Genomic DNA, 14,322 nt, shown 5'->3' with positions numbered 1-14,322 from the left:
TGCCGCCAATTGACTGTTGAACATCGTAACGTCATACGAATCGACGATAGTCGATGGCATCGATCGATCACTCAGCGCACCGACATGTCCTCGAACTTTTCCATCGCGTCGACGTCTGCGCGCCCGTCACCGGAACCGCTCGATACCGCGCCGCGCGAGTCGAGCGTCGCGCCGGCTCAGCAGCCACGCACGCCGCCGACCGCGCCGTCCGGCCGGGGCATCTTCGACAATCTGAACGCGTCGCCGAAGCCCGCGCGACGCGCGTCGGCCTCGCAGGCCGATGGCGCTGCGCCGCGCACGCCCGTCAGCCGGTTGTCGATGCCGGACCTGGCGGCGACGCGCTCGGGGTCGGCGCCGCCGCTTGCGCAGGTGTCGCCGAGCGTTGCGGCTGAGTCTTCGTCCAATGACCTCAGCGGCACCGGCAGACCAGCGGCGTCGACCCACTCCGCCAGCACCGCATCGACGCCGCCCGCAGACGATTCGGTTGCGCCCGCACCGAGCCACGGTCCCGTCACGCAGCAGCGGCTGCGTGAACGCAATGCGCAGCAGCTGAGCGGGTTGCTGCGCGAAGACGCCGACGCGCACGACGAAGCGATTCGCGACGGCATCGGCCGCGCGCTGTCGCCCGACATGCTGGCCGACCTGACAGTGGACGAGCAGCGCGCCGCGCAGGCCAAATACGATCTGCGCAACCCGGAGAACCGCTACGTGACGCGCGGCCGCGACGGCATCGCCCGCTACGACACGCAAAAACTCCGGCAGATCGCAGCAGACACCGGGCATCCGCGCGGACAGCGCGCGCACTGGATATTGACCGCGCTCCGTCTGACTGCCGAGCCACCGCAGCCGAACGCACCGACGCTGCCGCGCCGCGCCGCGAAAGCAATCGCATCCGCTGCCGGCGATGCGATCGACGACATCGGCGCATTCGTGCCGGCGCGCGGCGACAGCGGCGCCTTCATCAAGCGTCTCGCCGATAAGTTCGGCGTGCACCGCAAGGGCATGACGCCGGCCCGGCTCGCAAGCAAAAGGCCGCTGAAGGACGCGATGAACGGCATCAGCACCGGCGTGCACGGTCACTTCAACTACGACACGGCGCCACTCACCGATCTCGTCAATCTGCCCGCGCACGGCAGCACGGCCATCGCGGCGCACACGGTCCAGCAGCGCTATGCGAACAAGCTCGGGCAAATGCTGGCCGTTGACGTGCAGCAGTTCCGCGATGCCGCCGCCGAAGCGGCGCGGCGCAAGACGACGCCCAATCCGACGCCCGACCCGGCCACGCCCGAGGCCCGGCACGATCCGAGCCTGCCGGAAAACCAGTTGCTCACGGAGCGCGGCGGCAAATGGGAATACGACCGCGCGAAGCTCGGCCGCATTGCGCGCGACGACGCGCATCCGTTCACGCAACACGCGCGCGACGTGCTGACGGTGATGAGCATCGCCGAGAACCAGGGCAAGCGCCGCAACGGCGCGCTGTACCAGGCGACGACGTCGGCGATCGGTCTCGTCGGCAGCGGGCTGTTGATCGGCGGCTCGCACGGCGCGCTGCTGCCGATGGTGGTGAGCGGCCACGCGACAAACGCGTTGCGCGAAGCGCTCGACCTGAAAAAGCCCTTCGTCGAGGGACGCCAGAACCTGCGCGATGAAAAGGCCGCCGAAGTGGACCGGCGCGTGAAGCGCGACGCGGGCCGCTTCGAGCGGGACCTGCAGCAGATCGAGCGCGACACGGGCCACCAGTATTCGGCCGCGGAAGTGGCCGGCGTCTACCGCCACCTGTACGACAACGCCGAGCGTGCGGTGGCTTCACAGCGCAGCTTCGGGACGCGGTTCGCGGCCGGCCGGCACATCGATACCGGCAAGGGCAAGGCTTACAGGGAAGCCGAAATGAACCTCGTGGCCAGGCATATTCGCAGCATCGTCGGCGGGGGACTCGGGCAGGCCGATGGCGACATGCTGCGCGCACTGGCCGCCGTGCCCGACGAACTCGGGCTCACGCGCGCGCGGCGCGAAAAGCGCGCGATCGAAGCGGTAGCGACGGACCCGCGCATCGTCGCGTCGCATACGCTGTTGACCGACACCGGGTACGCGGACGGCGACGCCGCGTTGCTGCTCGCGAAAATGGCCAAGGCCGAACTCGCGACGCGCGATGCCCGCGACGGCGTGCCGGCCACGCCCAATCACCGCGACGCGGTCGCTGCGATGATCGGCCAGCCCGGGCTGAAGAAGTCGGATCCGAACCAGGCGGCCGAGGCCGGCATCAAGCAGCAGCTCGGCAAACGGTCGTGAATGCCTGGCCGCGTGGTGCGGCGGGTTCGGCCCGAACTTCGGGCGGACTTTCGGCTGGACCTCGCGGCACCGCGTGCGAAAGCATACGCCGCTTCGCGCGCCCGCACCGCGCTTCGGATGCGCGCGCAACGCACGCGTGAGCGCGCGCTACGCTCGCGGCATCCGCGTCATCTGATGCATTGTCCGGGAGCGTCCTGTCATGCGTTTTGCTTTTGTCGGCTTCGACTGTTGGTGTGGCGTATTCGACGCGTTCGTCGCGGCCGGCTGGGAGCCGGTCGCCCTGTTCACGGTGCCGGTCGATCACCGGCTCGACTTCCACGACGAAGTGGTGGCCCGCGCGCACCGCGCACGCATTCCGGTGCAGATGTCGCGGCTAAACGAAAACGATCTGCGCCGCCTCGCAGACGCGCATTGCGATGTGCTGGTGGTCGCCGGCTATCCGTGGCGCGTGCCCGACTGGCAGCCTTATCTGCGTCACGCGATCAATTTTCATCCGGCGCCGCTGCCCGAGGGGCGCGGCCCCCATCCGCTGATGCAGGCGATTCTCGGAGGCCGCCGCACGTGGGCTGTCAGTTGCCATCGCATCGCGGCCGAATTCGATACCGGCGACATCCTCGCTGAGGACTCGTTCGCGCTAGACGCCGACGTGTGGCACGAAACGCTGCAGCTTCAGTTGCAGATGTCGGCACGCCGGCTCGCGAGCCGCGTGGCCGCCGACTTCGCCGCGCTGTGGGCGGACAGCCGGCCGCAAAGCGGCGGCAGCTACTGGCCACGTCTGACCGACGCGCAGCGCACGCTCGACTACACGCGCCCGGTCGCCGAACTGATGCGGACGGTGCGCGCGTGCGGCCTGATCGAATGCATCGCGCCGCTCAACGGCAAGCGGGTGTTCGTGCGCCGCGCCACCGCGTGGCAGGAAGCGCATGAGTTTGCGCCCGGCACCGTCGTGCACGAGTACCGCCGCTGGGTGGTGATCGCGGCCGCCGACGGCTTCGTCACGCTGATCGAATGGAGCCCGCTCGACGAGGCGATGCGGCACCGCGTCGGGCCGTAGGCGGGGTGGAACAACGCTGTGGAGCGCGCAACCGCGCTCCACAGCGTTGGCATTCCCATTTAACCTGGCGCAGCGCAACCGCGCAACGCACAGCATTAGCACGCCGATTCAACCGTTAGTCATCACTGCCAGCGCGTGAACGACGGGCGCTTCGATGCCGCCCGCCCCCCGCCGCAAAAAAATGGCCGTACGACGATGTTCGCCGTACGGCCGCTTGCTTTGGTAAAGCGTCGGCGCGCTGCCTTTCAGCAATGCGCCCCGCGCTTCGCTATCGGTTGCTCAAACGAGCCCCTGCGCAGCGTTCTGGAAGTTGCCGATGCCCGACTTTCCATCGGCGCCGGCCACGTCGTTGGTCTCGATCTTGTTGAACACGCTCGGGTTTGCCAGCATGTACTGGGCCGCCTGTTGCACCTGCGTCGAAGGCTTCTGGCCGTTGCCTCCGACCGCCTGGCCTTGCGACAGCTTGTACAGGTCGTTCACGTCGAGCGACCCGTTGCCGTTCGTGCCCATGTAGCCGGCGAGCGCGCCCGATGCGGTCTGCTGGTTCATCGCAGGCTGGGTGCTCGCGCCGGTACTCGTCGGCGTAGTGGCGGGCGTCGTCGCCGTCGGCAGGGACGGGGACGTGCCGCTCGACCCGGTGGTCGACGTGCTGCCTGGCGCGGAAATCGGGAAATCGCCCTGAGCGGCGTTCTGGAAGTTGGCGATGCCCGACTTGCCGTCGGCGCCCGCCACGTCGTGCGTCTCGATCTGATTGAACACGCCCGGGTTGGACATCATGTACTGCGCGGCCTGCTGGACTGCCGGCGACGGCGTCTGTCCGTTGCCGCCGGCCGCCTGGCCCTGCGCGAGCTTGTACAGATCGTTCATGTTGAGCGAGTCGTTGCCGTTCGTGCCCATGTAGCCGGCCAGCGCACCCGACGCGCTCTGCGGGTTCATCGTCGTTGCACCGCCCGTGCCGCCCGTACCACCCGTACCACCCGTGCCGCCGGTGGTGCCGGTCGTCGGCGTGCCGCCGCTGGACGTGCCGCCGCCCTGGCCGCCCTGCTGCAACTGCGCCAGCGCGTGGCTCAGCATCGCAATGATCTCTTCCATGACTTCGGTCGCGCCAGAATTGCCGCCGTTGGCGGTCATCCCGCCATTGGGCAGGAAGTCGGTGGCCTGGAGGCCGTAGTTGCCGTTGATCGTGCTCATACCGGACATGATGTTCGTTCCTGTGCAGTGAAGTGACGTGGGATGTGTCGAGAAACAACCGCCGGGCACTCGCCCGACCTCGTCGATGAGACGTTGACGGGTTCAGTGTAGGAGCCGCCCGAAGCCCATCCGGGCGCCGACGCGAACATTGCTGCGGAAACGCGAAAGCAGCACCAACGCGAAAACAGCGCAGAACAACTGGACGTTCGACGGCAATCGCACGGCATCGCGCGATGTGCGCGGCGGCGCATCGGGCTTGCGCTGCACGCCGCCGTTATGTGAGGCGTATCGGAGGGAATGGCGCGGGCGAGCCGGCGTTAATTCGCCGGCGCCGACACCTCAGGCAGGACGAGAAATGCTGCCGGATCGCCGCGCGTTTCGGACGACCGCGCGATGCGCGAAGCGGCCGCAGCCGCTCGCGAATTCGTATCTTGCGCCGGCAGCAAGCAACGCGAGCGTCAGGCTCGCATCCAGGACATCGGTGCGGTGAAGCCGCCGCCGTCGTGCGTGCCGGGCGCACTGCTGGCGGCCGGCGCGCGCGGTTCGACGCGCGGCGCGTTGCGCCCTTCGAGGCGCGCCGCCTGTTCGAGCAGGCGATTGCCGATGCCTGCCGCGTCGGGGTTCTCCTGCTGCTCGGCCGCGCTGCGCGCGTAGCTGTGCCACAGCGGATCTTCGAGGCCGAACAGGCAGACGGCCATCAACGCCGCATGCAGGCCCGAGCGCCTCGCCTCCGGCACGTCGTCTTCGAGCACGCGCCGCGCGTCGATCCACGCGCGCCGACGCACATAGCGCCACGCCATCACGGTGCCGACGCCGCTCCACCGCGGCCGGAGCACGCGAATCGCTTCGAGCAGATCGTCGAAGTCGGATTCGTCGTCGAGTTGCGACGCGGTCCACAGCACCTTGGTCAAGCCGCCCGCAACGTCATCCCTGCATTCCGTATCACTCACGATATCCTCGCCTGCCTAAGTCCCGCCCATGGAAGCCATGCCCGCGCGGCAGCGCGCCGCTGTCGTTCCCGTACCCGTTCCCGCATTCGCGACCGGCGGCCGGGGCATTTCGTTCATCGCAGCCAGTCTCGCGCATCCGGCGTTGCGCGGCCGCGCCGATGCGAACGAAACGAACGCGACGCGAACCGGCGCTGTCTGCTGCACGAGACGCCCATTTCCACGCTCATGCCGCGCCGTGCACCAGCCGCAGCCGCCGCTGCGGCGCGCCGGCCCGCTCGCGCGCGATCCCCGGCGCGTCCAGCAGCGCCTGCGCGGTGCGCAACGCCGTCGGGTCGTCGCCCGCGCGCACGGCCGCGTGCGCGTACGCACGCCAGGCCGGCTCGCCGCGCGCGTACAGGCAGACCGCCATCAGCGCGCTGCCGAGCGATGGGAAGTCGACCTCCCGTTCGGTGCGGCTCAGCTCGGCGAGCGCTTCGTCCCACGCGCGCGCGCGCACGTGCCACCACGCGATCGCCACGCGCGGCGCGACCGCATCGGGCCGCAGCACGCCGATCGCGCCGAGCAGATCGTGCAGGTCCGTCAACGCGTCCAGATGGGCGCCCGCCCACAGCACATCGATCATCCCCGCCACGACGTCATGGTCGACGTAGTCCAACAGCTCACTCATCCAGATTTCTCCGTGCAACAGCCGTCGATCGAAATGGCCACGGCCGACAGGTCAACGCGCATGCGTCGACGTATCGCCATGTGCGCCTGCGAGCGCGCGCGCGTCGTCGGCAATGCCGCTCAGCGACAGCTGATCGCGCACCTGGTCGATGAAAACGCCCGCCATCAACGCCAGCATCAGGATCGTCAGCGCGCCCTTCACGGGCTGCCCCATCGAATGCAGATCGAGCTTCTGGGACACCTTGCCGGTGAAGCCGAAGCCGATGTCGATCAGGAGCAGCATCAGCATCATCGGCGCGGCGAGCTTCGCGACGATCTCCATCAGCGAATCGGTCTTCTGCAAAACGAAACTTTCGAGGACGTGGCTGGCGACCGGCGTCAGGTCGGCGAGCGGCCACCACGCATACGACTGATAGAGCGCGCCGAGCAGAAACGTCATGCCGCCCAGCAGCCAGAACGCGGCAATCGCAAACTGGCTGAGCAGCGTCGACGTGAGCGACGTCTGCTGGCCTTGGCTCGGGTTGGTCATCTGCACGTTGTTGAAGCCGGTCAGGTCGTCGACATACGTGCCGACGCTCTCGGCGGCCCAGAACACCGTCGACGCCGCGAAGCCGAGCGCGATGCCGATCAACGCCTCCTTCAAACCGATCCCGACGAGGATCAGCGCGCTCTTGTTCTCCAGTGCGCTGCCCTGCCCCCATGCGACGAAACTGCTCCACAGCAGCGCGAGGCCGGTGCGCACGCGGCCGCTCAGCACGTTGTCCGAGGTCGGCGGAAACACCACCATCAGCACCATCAGGCGTTCACTGCACAGCGCGAGCAGCGTCAAGTACCCGACCAGATGGTGGCCGGACATCAGGGTTTCGAAAGTAATCTCGCTCATCGCTCTATCGCTGACGGTTCGGTAAACGTTCTGGGTTGCTAACGGGTGTTGTGCTCGGGCGCGGCTCAAAACGGCCGCGGCTGAGGCCGGCGATTCTCGGCGGCTTCCTCGTCGGCGTCGTCTTCCAGCGCGAGCGCGAGCGAGCGCACCAGCGCGTCGCGGCGTTTCGCGTAGATGTCGACCCGCGCGCGGTTGCGCAGAATCTCGCCGCGCGCGGCCTGCACCGCCGCTTCGCCGTCGGCGAGCGCGCCGCGCGCGCGTTCGGCCTCGGCGGCCAGCGCGGCGTGCCGTTCCGCCGCCACCGCGCGGTACTCGCGCAGCATCAGCAACTGATCGGCGCGGAACGTGCTGCCGGCCATCATCGCGTCGATGTCGCCGTCCTGACGCCGGAGTTCGCCGGCTTCGCGGCCCGCAGCTTCGCTTCGCGCCGATAGCTCGGTTTCGAGCGCGAGCACCTGGTCGCGGCGCGCGGCCAGCGCGGCGTTGAGCTTGCGCTCGTGCGCGCGGCGGCGCGACAGCACGCGTTCGAGGGCGATCAAACGGCGGTCTTTCATCGGGCGCCCGGCTAACCTTGCGCGATCTGGCCGAGCAGGCCGACCGTCTCGTCGAAGTCGACCAGAAGGTCGGTCGGCTGGCCGAGAAATCCGCGAATCACGTCGATCTTGCGGATCGCCTCGTCGGCAAGCGGATCGCTGCCGGCCTGGTATTCGCCCACCTGCAGCAGCAATTCGACTTCGTGGTGGCGCGCCATCAGGCGCCGGATATGGCCGGCGAGCGCGACGTGCTCGCGGCTCACCACCTGCGTCATCACGCGCGACAGGCTGGCGGTCACGTCGATGGCCGGATAGCGGTTTTGCGCGGCCATCTCGCGCGACAGGATCATGTGGCCGTCGAGCAGCCCGCGCACTTCTTCGGCGATCGGATCGCCGCCCGATTCGTCCTCGGCCAGCACGGTATAGAGCGCGGTGATCGACCCGCGCTCGGCGCGGCCCGTGCGTTCGAGGAGACGCGGCAGTTCGGCGAAGATCGACGGCGGAAAGCCGCGCCGCGTCGGCGGCTCGCCCATCGCGAGGCCGATCTCGCGCTGCGCCCGCGCGAAGCGCGTGAGCGAATCCATCATCAGCAGCACGCGCAACCCGCGGTCGCGGAAATATTCGGCGACCGCGGTCGCGGCGTACGCGGCCTTCGCGCGCTCGATCGACGAGCGGTCCGACGTCGCGCAGACCACCACCGAACGCGCCATCCCGTCGGGACCGAGAATCTGCTCGCAGAACTCGCGCACTTCGCGACCGCGCTCGCCGATCAGCGCGATCACGTTGACGTCGCAGCGGGCGCCGCGCGCGAACATCCCCATCAGCGTGCTCTTGCCGACCCCGGCCGGCGCGAAGATGCCCATGCGCTGGCCCTCGGCGAGCGTCATCATCGCGTCGACCGCGCGCACGCCGGTCGGCAGCGGCGTATCGAGCACCGGGCGGTCCATCGGATTCGGCGGGTCGGCGATCACCGGCCGCCAGTCGTCGCATTCCAGCTCGCCCTTGCCGTCGACCGGCTCGCCGAGGCTATCGATTACGCGCCCGAGCAGCTTGTCGCCGACCCGCAGCGCGAGCGGCCGCTTCAGGCCGATCACGCGGGTTTCGCGCGACACGCTGCCAAGCCGCCCGAACGGCGACAGCAACGCGATTTCGCGCGAGAAGCCGACCACTTCGGCGCGCTGCAACAGCTCGCCTTGCGGCGAGCGCAATTCGCACAGTTCGCCGAGCGTGGCTTCGAGGCCGGCCACCTTGATCAGCGTGCCGATCACTTCCTGAATCTTGCCGCACGCAGGCGGGCGCGATCGCGCGCGCAGCTCGCGTTCGATCGCGTCGGCGAGGCCGGCGAAGCGGCGGGCCTCCCGTGCGTCGTCCGCGCCTTCGCGCGGCGGCTGGGCCAGCAGGTCAATGGTCATCCAGCATTTCCTCCGGGTGAGGGGCCGCATAACGGTCGGCGGTGACGGCGTTCCAGTCGGCGGTGCTGTCGACCGCGCGGGCCAACGCGGCGCGCATCGCGTCCAGTTGCAGCGACAGGCTCGCGTCGACCGTTCCCAGGTCGCTCTCGCACACGCAACTGCCCGCGTCGAGCGCCGCGTCGGCGTGCACGCGCAGCCGCACCGCGCAGCCTGCGTCGCGCCAGCCGCGCGCGATGTCGCCGAACGCACGCCGGGCCGCATCGAGATCGGCCGGATGCACATGCACGTCGAGCGGACTGCCGTCCGCGACGATCTGTTCGAGCGTGGCGGCCGCGCGCCGGAACACGTCGGCCGGATCGCTCGTCGCGATCATTTGCTCGACCGCCAGCGCGACGAGTTCCGCGAGGCGATCGCGCCGGTGCTGGTCGAGCGTGCGGCCGTCGGCCTCCGGCGCATGCGCGACGCGCTCGTGCCAGTCGGTCAGTGCCGCGCGCAGGCCCGCTTCGTAGCCGTCGCGCTCGGCGCTTTCGTATTGCTGGTCGGCCTGCGCGAGCAGTTCGGCGGCCCGCGCCTCAGCCGCTTCGACGAGCGCCTGCGCTTCTGCGCGCGCCGCCGCCAATTCGGCTTCGCGTTGCTCGCGCATCGCCTGCAGCGCCGCGTCGATGTCGACGACCCGGCCGAGGTCGGCCGCGCGCACGACGCCGTCTTCGACGCCGACGCCCGCGCCCGCATTCGCGCCTTCGAACTGTGGATGGCGTAGCCAGATCACCATGTCGCCTCCGCGAACAAAGCCGGCAGGCAGGCCAAGACAGCGAGGCTCGGTGCGCGCGCGGCGGCGCCGTTTGCGGCACGCGTCGCTGGGTGCGCGCGCGACGCCGGCGTCGGCGTCGGCGTGGCGATCGGTGCGGCTGCGGCGCTCGGCGGCAGCGCGAACTGGAGCACGGCCAGCGGCGCATCGGCATCCCAGTCGCATTCGCGCGAGAACAGCCGCAGTCCGCGCCAGGCCAGCGCGTCGCCGGCGCTCGCGTCGAGGCTCGGCGCGCGCGCAAAACGCGCGGCGAGCGACGACTCGCCGCCCAGTTCGCGGCGGCGCGTCAGCAGCAGCTTCGTGCCGGATGCGCCCAGCCACTCGCTCAGCAGCGCGCGGCGTGGCCGGTCGATCCAGCCTTGCACCGCATCGGCGAAATCGAGCAGAGCGCGCAGCCGGAACACCCTCAGCAGCGCAGGCGGCGGCAGCAGCACCAGCGCGGCGTCCGGCGTCGCGAAGCGCCGCAGCGCCGGCACCGGAAGACCCGCGTCGGCGAGCCACGCGTCGGCCAGCGCCGCGGTGCGCGCGCCGTCGAGCGCCGCCAGGCGCGCCGCATACGGCAACGCCGCCAGCCGCTCGGCGTGCATCCATTCGAACACCGTGCGCCGCAAGCGATCGTGCGCGACGAGCCGCGCGGCCAGCGCGGCGGCGATTTCGGCGGCCGCCGCGTCGGACGATTCGCTGGCTGTGTGCGCGTCGCGCGCGGGTTGCGAAGGCGCGGCGGCGTCGGGCGTGTCGCGTGCGTCGTGTGCGTCGTGTGCGTCGCGTGCATCGAGCGCGTCGCCCGCCTCGGCGAGCGCCGTACCGTCCACTGCCAGGTCTTCCTGCTCGCCGTCCATTGGATACTCCATGCTGCCGTCATCGCCGTGCTGCCGGATGGCCGGTCACGACCCTCGTTTCATCGTCCGGTCGTCATGCCGGTCCCATCTCGCGCACGTCGTCGCGCACGTCGTCGCGCACGTCCACCCGATCGCGCCGCGCTCAAGCGGCCACCTTCGGGTCGGCGCCGCCGCCCGCGGCCTCGCGCTTGCCCGCGCGCTTTCGCAGCAACGCGAAGAGGCCGCCGTCCGGTCCGGCGACGCGCCCGCGCAGCACCGCGAACGCGGCCGCCGCGGCAAGCAGCAGCGCGCCAAGCGCCCAGCCCCCGTAGATCAGCAGCCCGTCGTTGCGCGCGGGCGGCGTGTCGATCGACAGCGGATCGGCCGGCACCGACGTGACGCTGACCTCGTCGTAGGTCAGCCCCTCGATGCTGTGCACGACGAGGTTCTTGATGGCCGGCGTGAGCCTGTCGACATCGGCATCCGGCCGGTACTTGATGAAGACCGCAGCCGACGACGGCCGCGCCGATTGCGCAAGCGGATCGTTGTTCGGCAGCACGATCTGCACGCGTGCGACGACGACGCCGTCAATCTTGGAGAGTGTGTCGTCGAGTTCCTGCGACAGGCCGTAGATGAAGCGCACGCGCTCCTCAGTCGGCGTCGACACGAGTCCGTCCTTCTTGAACAGCGAGCCGAGGCTGTCGTACTTCTTTTCGGGGATCCCGCGCGCATGCAGGATCTGCATCGCGCGCACGATCTGTTTGTCGTCGACGTCGACAGACCAGGTCTTGCCGCCGTCCGGCGTGGCCTTCTGCGCTTCGACGCCGTATTGCTGGAGCGCCGCGACGATTTCGTTGCAGTCGTTTTCGCTCAGTTGACCGTACAGCTCTTTCTTACATGCGCTCAGTGCAAAGACCAGCGCGACGCAAGGCACGATGCGCAGCCAGCGGTTGCGGCGCGCAGCAGCTAAAGGATCTCGTTTCATGTCACTGGTTCTTCATCAGGGTCTGGACGGCGTCCTTCGACGACTGCACGGTGGCCATCTTCACCTGCAGGTCGGCGTTGAGGCTCGCGATTTCGAGCTGGATCGTCATGTCTGCAGCGGCGAGCCGTTCCATCGACAGCGCGCTCAGATGCTGGCTCATGTACAGCACGTCGTTGGGCACCTGGCGGTAGTAGTCGGCCTGTTCCTCGACCGCGCGTGTGACGATGTTCGGCGGATGGCCCGCGCCCTCCACGGCGTGCAGCCCCTGCGTGCCTTCCGGCGGCAGCGAGTCCGGCGCCTGCGCGAGCAGCGCCTGGAAGCGTTCCGCGGCCGACTGCGACGGGGCGCCGTGCGTTCCCGTATCGAGCACGCGGCTGATTTCCTGTTCGAGATGCGAGGCGAGCGTGGAATTCATGGCGATTCTCCGGTCGAGGGTCGGCGCGTTTCTCGTCAGATGCGCAGGTACTGCAGGGTCAGCGGCAGTTCATGGACGGCGGGTGCGAAGCCCGCGCCCGACGCGGCCGGCGAGTCGCCGTCGCGTTCGAGCGCGAGCGCGGATTCGGGCGGCACGAAGCGCCCGGTGCGGGCGGCTTCGAGTGTCGCGCGCTGCAGGTCGTCGGCCGCGAGCAGCGTGCGAGCGAGGCGGCCGACGTCGCTGTCGCCTTGCTCGTCTGCGATGCGCCGCGCTTCGTCCTGCCAGCCGAACACGTTGCGCGCCTTCAGGCATTGCAGCAGCATTCCGTGGCTGGCCGGCACGCACACCGAGCGCGCCACCAGATCCCGGAAGATCCATTCGGCCTCGTCCCAGTTTTGGCGCAGCATCTGCAGCCAGCCGTCGAAGAACGCGAAGTCGGCGTTGTCCGGCCGCAGCACGTGCAGTGCGTCGACCAGTTGCTCGAGGTCGTCGACGTCCGGCGCGCCGGCAGCCGCCCCGCCCGCGGCGGCGAAAGCGGCCGCGGCCAGGTCGGTGACCACGCCAAGCGCCTCACGCGGACACCGCCCCGGTTGCTTCAGAACGTCCATCCCTTTCTCCCAGACAATCCAGATTCGGTTCAGCACCGGCCTTCGTACGCGTCGCCGCGGCCGGACGTTTGCGTCATGACTGCCACCTTACGCAGTCGGCCGCGGGCGTCTTGCGCCGTGCACGAAGTCGCACACCGAATTGCGAAGCCATGAGGGGCGCCTTCGTGTGCGCCGGCGAGTCGGCCGGCCCGCTTCGCGCGCGGCGTCCGCGCTTCGCATCGGCCGGGTGCTGCGCGTCGCCGCATCGCTAAGGTGGCATACAGGCGGCCGCATGTCGTGGCCGCGTCGCCTCGCCGCGTGAGCGCTGCGCGCTTGACCGCGCAGTGTGCGCGCCGCGACGCGAAGGACGCCCGACCATGAGCGACGAAAAAACCGAAGAGCCATCAGAGAAGAAACTGAGGAAGGTCCGCGAGGAAGGCCAGGTGGCGAAAAGCAGCGATCTCGTCGAGGTCGCGTGCCTCGGCGCGGTGTTCGTCGCGCTGCAGGGCGGGGCCGCGCATATCGCCGACATGCTGCGCGCGGTGCTCAACGACGCACTCGTGTTCGCCGCCGGCGCACATTCGATGCAGGACCTGCTGCACGCGCTCTCCGATATCGGGCTGCATGCGATCGAGCTTTTGATCGGCATCGCGGCGCTCGCGTTCTTCGCCGCGGTGCTGGCGCTGCTGCCGCAAACCGGCATGCAGATTTCGATGGCCGCCGCGAGTCCGAAGCTCGCGTCGGTCAGCCCCGGCTCGGGGCTCAAGCGCATGGTGTCGCTGACGTCGCTGCTCGACCTCCTGAAGATGACGATCAAGGCGGCGATTCTGATCGTCGTGATGTGGCAGACCATCAAAAGCTCGCTGCCGGTCGTGGCGAGCGCGCTCGATCACTCGATCGCGCAACTCGTGGCGGTGCTGTGGTCGGTGCTGATGCATGTCGTGGCGGTTGCGTTCGGCGTGTTCGTCGTGATCGGCGCGTTCGACTACCGGCTGCAGAAGTGGCTGTTCGTTCGCCGCAACCGCCAGTCGAAGGACGAGCAAAAGCGCGAGCACAAGGAAAGCGACGGCAATCCGGAGATGAAGGGCGAGCGCAAGCGGCTCGCGCGCGAGCTGTCGCAGGAAGGGCCGAAGCGCGGCATCGGCCGCGCGACCGTGGTGGTGGTGAATCCGGTGCACTACGCGGTGGCGCTGCGCTACGACCCGGCCGAATTCCCGCTGCCGGTGGTGCTCGCGCGCGGCGTCGACAGCGAAGCGCTGCTGCTGCGCCGCCATGCGACCGAACTCGGCGTGCCGATCGTCGCGAACCCGCCCGTCGCGCGCATGCTGCACAAGGTGCCGGAAAACCAGCCGATTCCCGAGGAACTGTTCGAGGTGGTCGCGGCGATTCTGCGCTGGGTCGATGGGCTCGCGCCGCGTCAGCCGGCGCGTAGTGCGGTGCCGGTGACGAGGGCGGGCGAGGCTGCTGGCGGTCCTGTGGCTTCTGCCGCGGCAGCGGCAGCGTCGGGGTTGCTGTCTTCGGCGGCTTCGACTGCTTCGGCGGCTTCGACCACATCGACCACATCGACCACATCGACCACTTCGACTACTTCGACTGCTTCGACCACTTCAACACCTTCAACACCTTCGATGCCTTCAGCGGCGTCAGCGGCTTTAACGCCTTCACCGCCCGCACCACCCGCCACGCCCCCCAAATCCGCCGCATCGGCCTCTTCGGCCCTCACGGAGTAAC

General features: G+C 69.2%; 14 protein-coding genes. 3 read left to right on the top strand and 11 right to left on the bottom strand.

From position 1 onward, the window contains the following. The first annotated feature begins 84 nt into the window (after window positions 1–84). Both OKW45_RS39020 and OKW45_RS39015 read left to right on the top strand, forming a co-directional pair. A complete protein-coding gene (locus tag OKW45_RS39020) occupies window positions 85–2,289 on the top strand; it encodes a hypothetical protein (protein WP_429473952.1) in 2,205 nt (734 codons plus the stop codon). Between the two features lie 199 nt (window positions 2,290–2,488). After that, entirely contained in the window at window positions 2,489–3,343 is an 855-nt protein-coding gene (locus OKW45_RS39015) for a methionyl-tRNA formyltransferase (RefSeq protein ID WP_429473951.1), read from the top strand. A gap of 279 nt (window positions 3,344–3,622) precedes the next feature. Here the strand turns inward: OKW45_RS39015 and OKW45_RS39010 are convergent, their stop codons facing one another. From OKW45_RS39010 to OKW45_RS38960, 11 genes are all read right to left on the bottom strand, one after another. Beyond that, window positions 3,623–4,543: a hypothetical protein gene (locus OKW45_RS39010; protein WP_429474056.1), complete on the bottom strand. Its 921-nt coding sequence runs from the start codon at window positions 4,541–4,543 to the stop codon at window positions 3,623–3,625. A gap of 449 nt (window positions 4,544–4,992) precedes the next feature. Then, the gene (locus OKW45_RS39005) at window positions 4,993–5,484 is read right to left on the bottom strand and encodes an HrpB1 family type III secretion system apparatus protein (RefSeq protein ID WP_026226085.1); all 492 of its coding nucleotides are present in this window, start codon (window positions 5,482–5,484) and stop codon (window positions 4,993–4,995) included. Between the two features lie 223 nt (window positions 5,485–5,707). Further along, complete coding sequence (locus OKW45_RS39000) at window positions 5,708–6,151, bottom strand: HrpB1 family type III secretion system apparatus protein (protein ID WP_429473950.1); 444 nt, start codon at window positions 6,149–6,151, stop codon at window positions 5,708–5,710. A 51-nt stretch (window positions 6,152–6,202) separates the two neighbouring features. Then, window positions 6,203–7,033 carry a type III secretion system export apparatus subunit SctT gene (sctT, locus tag OKW45_RS38995; protein WP_018422068.1) on the bottom strand — a complete coding sequence of 277 codons (831 nt, stop codon included), beginning with the start codon at window positions 7,031–7,033 and terminating at the stop codon, window positions 6,203–6,205. A 65-nt stretch (window positions 7,034–7,098) separates the two neighbouring features. After that, window positions 7,099–7,587 carry a type III secretion system protein gene (locus OKW45_RS38990; RefSeq protein ID WP_429473949.1) on the bottom strand — a complete coding sequence of 163 codons (489 nt, stop codon included), beginning with the start codon at window positions 7,585–7,587 and terminating at the stop codon, window positions 7,099–7,101. Between the two features lie 11 nt (window positions 7,588–7,598). Then, complete coding sequence (gene sctN / locus OKW45_RS38985) at window positions 7,599–8,978, bottom strand: type III secretion system ATPase SctN (protein WP_429473948.1); 1,380 nt, start codon at window positions 8,976–8,978, stop codon at window positions 7,599–7,601. Further along, a complete protein-coding gene (gene sctL, locus OKW45_RS38980; RefSeq protein WP_018422071.1) occupies window positions 8,968–9,750 on the bottom strand; it encodes a type III secretion system stator protein SctL in 783 nt (260 codons plus the stop codon). Before sctL ends, sctN begins: the two co-directional genes overlap by 11 nt. Then, the gene (locus OKW45_RS38975; protein ID WP_429473947.1) at window positions 9,744–10,625 is read right to left on the bottom strand and encodes a type III secretion protein HrpB4; all 882 of its coding nucleotides are present in this window, start codon (window positions 10,623–10,625) and stop codon (window positions 9,744–9,746) included. Before OKW45_RS38975 ends, sctL begins: the two co-directional genes overlap by 7 nt. A 142-nt stretch (window positions 10,626–10,767) precedes the next feature. Next, a complete protein-coding gene (sctJ, locus tag OKW45_RS38970; RefSeq protein WP_429473946.1) occupies window positions 10,768–11,589 on the bottom strand; it encodes a type III secretion system inner membrane ring lipoprotein SctJ in 822 nt (273 codons plus the stop codon). Between the two features lies 1 nt (window position 11,590). After that, window positions 11,591–12,004, bottom strand: a complete 414-nt coding sequence (locus OKW45_RS38965) for a serine kinase (RefSeq protein WP_429473945.1) — start codon at window positions 12,002–12,004, stop codon at window positions 11,591–11,593. Window positions 12,005–12,039: 35 nt separating this feature from the next. After that, window positions 12,040–12,564 (bottom strand): HrpB1 family type III secretion system apparatus protein, encoded by a 525-nt coding sequence (locus OKW45_RS38960; protein ID WP_503129167.1) that lies wholly within the window; start codon window positions 12,562–12,564, stop codon window positions 12,040–12,042. Between the two features lie 404 nt (window positions 12,565–12,968). Between OKW45_RS38960 and OKW45_RS38955 the strand changes: the two genes are divergently transcribed. Continuing rightward, window positions 12,969–14,321, top strand: a complete 1,353-nt coding sequence (locus OKW45_RS38955; RefSeq protein ID WP_429473943.1) for an EscU/YscU/HrcU family type III secretion system export apparatus switch protein — start codon at window positions 12,969–12,971, stop codon at window positions 14,319–14,321. Window position 14,322: the final 1 nt, after the last annotated feature.

The sequence above is a fragment of the Paraburkholderia lebeckiae genome, from assembly GCF_050436225.1.
Classification (GTDB): Bacteria; Pseudomonadota; Gammaproteobacteria; order Burkholderiales; family Burkholderiaceae; genus Paraburkholderia; species Paraburkholderia tuberum.
Note: the sequence above shows the minus strand (reverse complement) of the source record. Positions and strands in the feature narration are given on the sequence as shown.

What these genes read in the sequence shown, in the direction of transcription:
- OKW45_RS39010 (WP_429474056.1), bottom strand. Translation starts at nt 4,543, where the DNA reads ATGTCCGGTATGAGCACGATCAACGGCAACTACGGCCTCCAGGCCACC.
- OKW45_RS38990 (WP_429473949.1), bottom strand. Translation starts at nt 7,587, where the DNA reads ATGAAAGACCGCCGTTTGATCGCCCTCGAACGCGTGCTGTCGCGCCGC.
- OKW45_RS39020 (WP_429473952.1), top strand. Translation starts at nt 85, where the DNA reads ATGTCCTCGAACTTTTCCATCGCGTCGACGTCTGCGCGCCCGTCACCG.
- sctT (WP_018422068.1), bottom strand. Translation starts at nt 7,033, where the DNA reads ATGAGCGAGATTACTTTCGAAACCCTGATGTCCGGCCACCATCTGGTC.
- sctN (WP_429473948.1), bottom strand. Translation starts at nt 8,978, where the DNA reads ATGACCATTGACCTGCTGGCCCAGCCGCCGCGCGAAGGCGCGGACGAC.
- OKW45_RS39015 (WP_429473951.1), top strand. Translation starts at nt 2,489, where the DNA reads ATGCGTTTTGCTTTTGTCGGCTTCGACTGTTGGTGTGGCGTATTCGAC.
- sctL (WP_018422071.1), bottom strand. Translation starts at nt 9,750, where the DNA reads ATGGTGATCTGGCTACGCCATCCACAGTTCGAAGGCGCGAATGCGGGC.
- OKW45_RS38975 (WP_429473947.1), bottom strand. Translation starts at nt 10,625, where the DNA reads ATGGACGGCGAGCAGGAAGACCTGGCAGTGGACGGTACGGCGCTCGCC.
- OKW45_RS39000 (WP_429473950.1), bottom strand. Translation starts at nt 6,151, where the DNA reads ATGAGTGAGCTGTTGGACTACGTCGACCATGACGTCGTGGCGGGGATG.
- OKW45_RS38955 (WP_429473943.1), top strand. Translation starts at nt 12,969, where the DNA reads ATGAGCGACGAAAAAACCGAAGAGCCATCAGAGAAGAAACTGAGGAAG.
- OKW45_RS38965 (WP_429473945.1), bottom strand. Translation starts at nt 12,004, where the DNA reads ATGAATTCCACGCTCGCCTCGCATCTCGAACAGGAAATCAGCCGCGTG.
- sctJ (WP_429473946.1), bottom strand. Translation starts at nt 11,589, where the DNA reads ATGAAACGAGATCCTTTAGCTGCTGCGCGCCGCAACCGCTGGCTGCGC.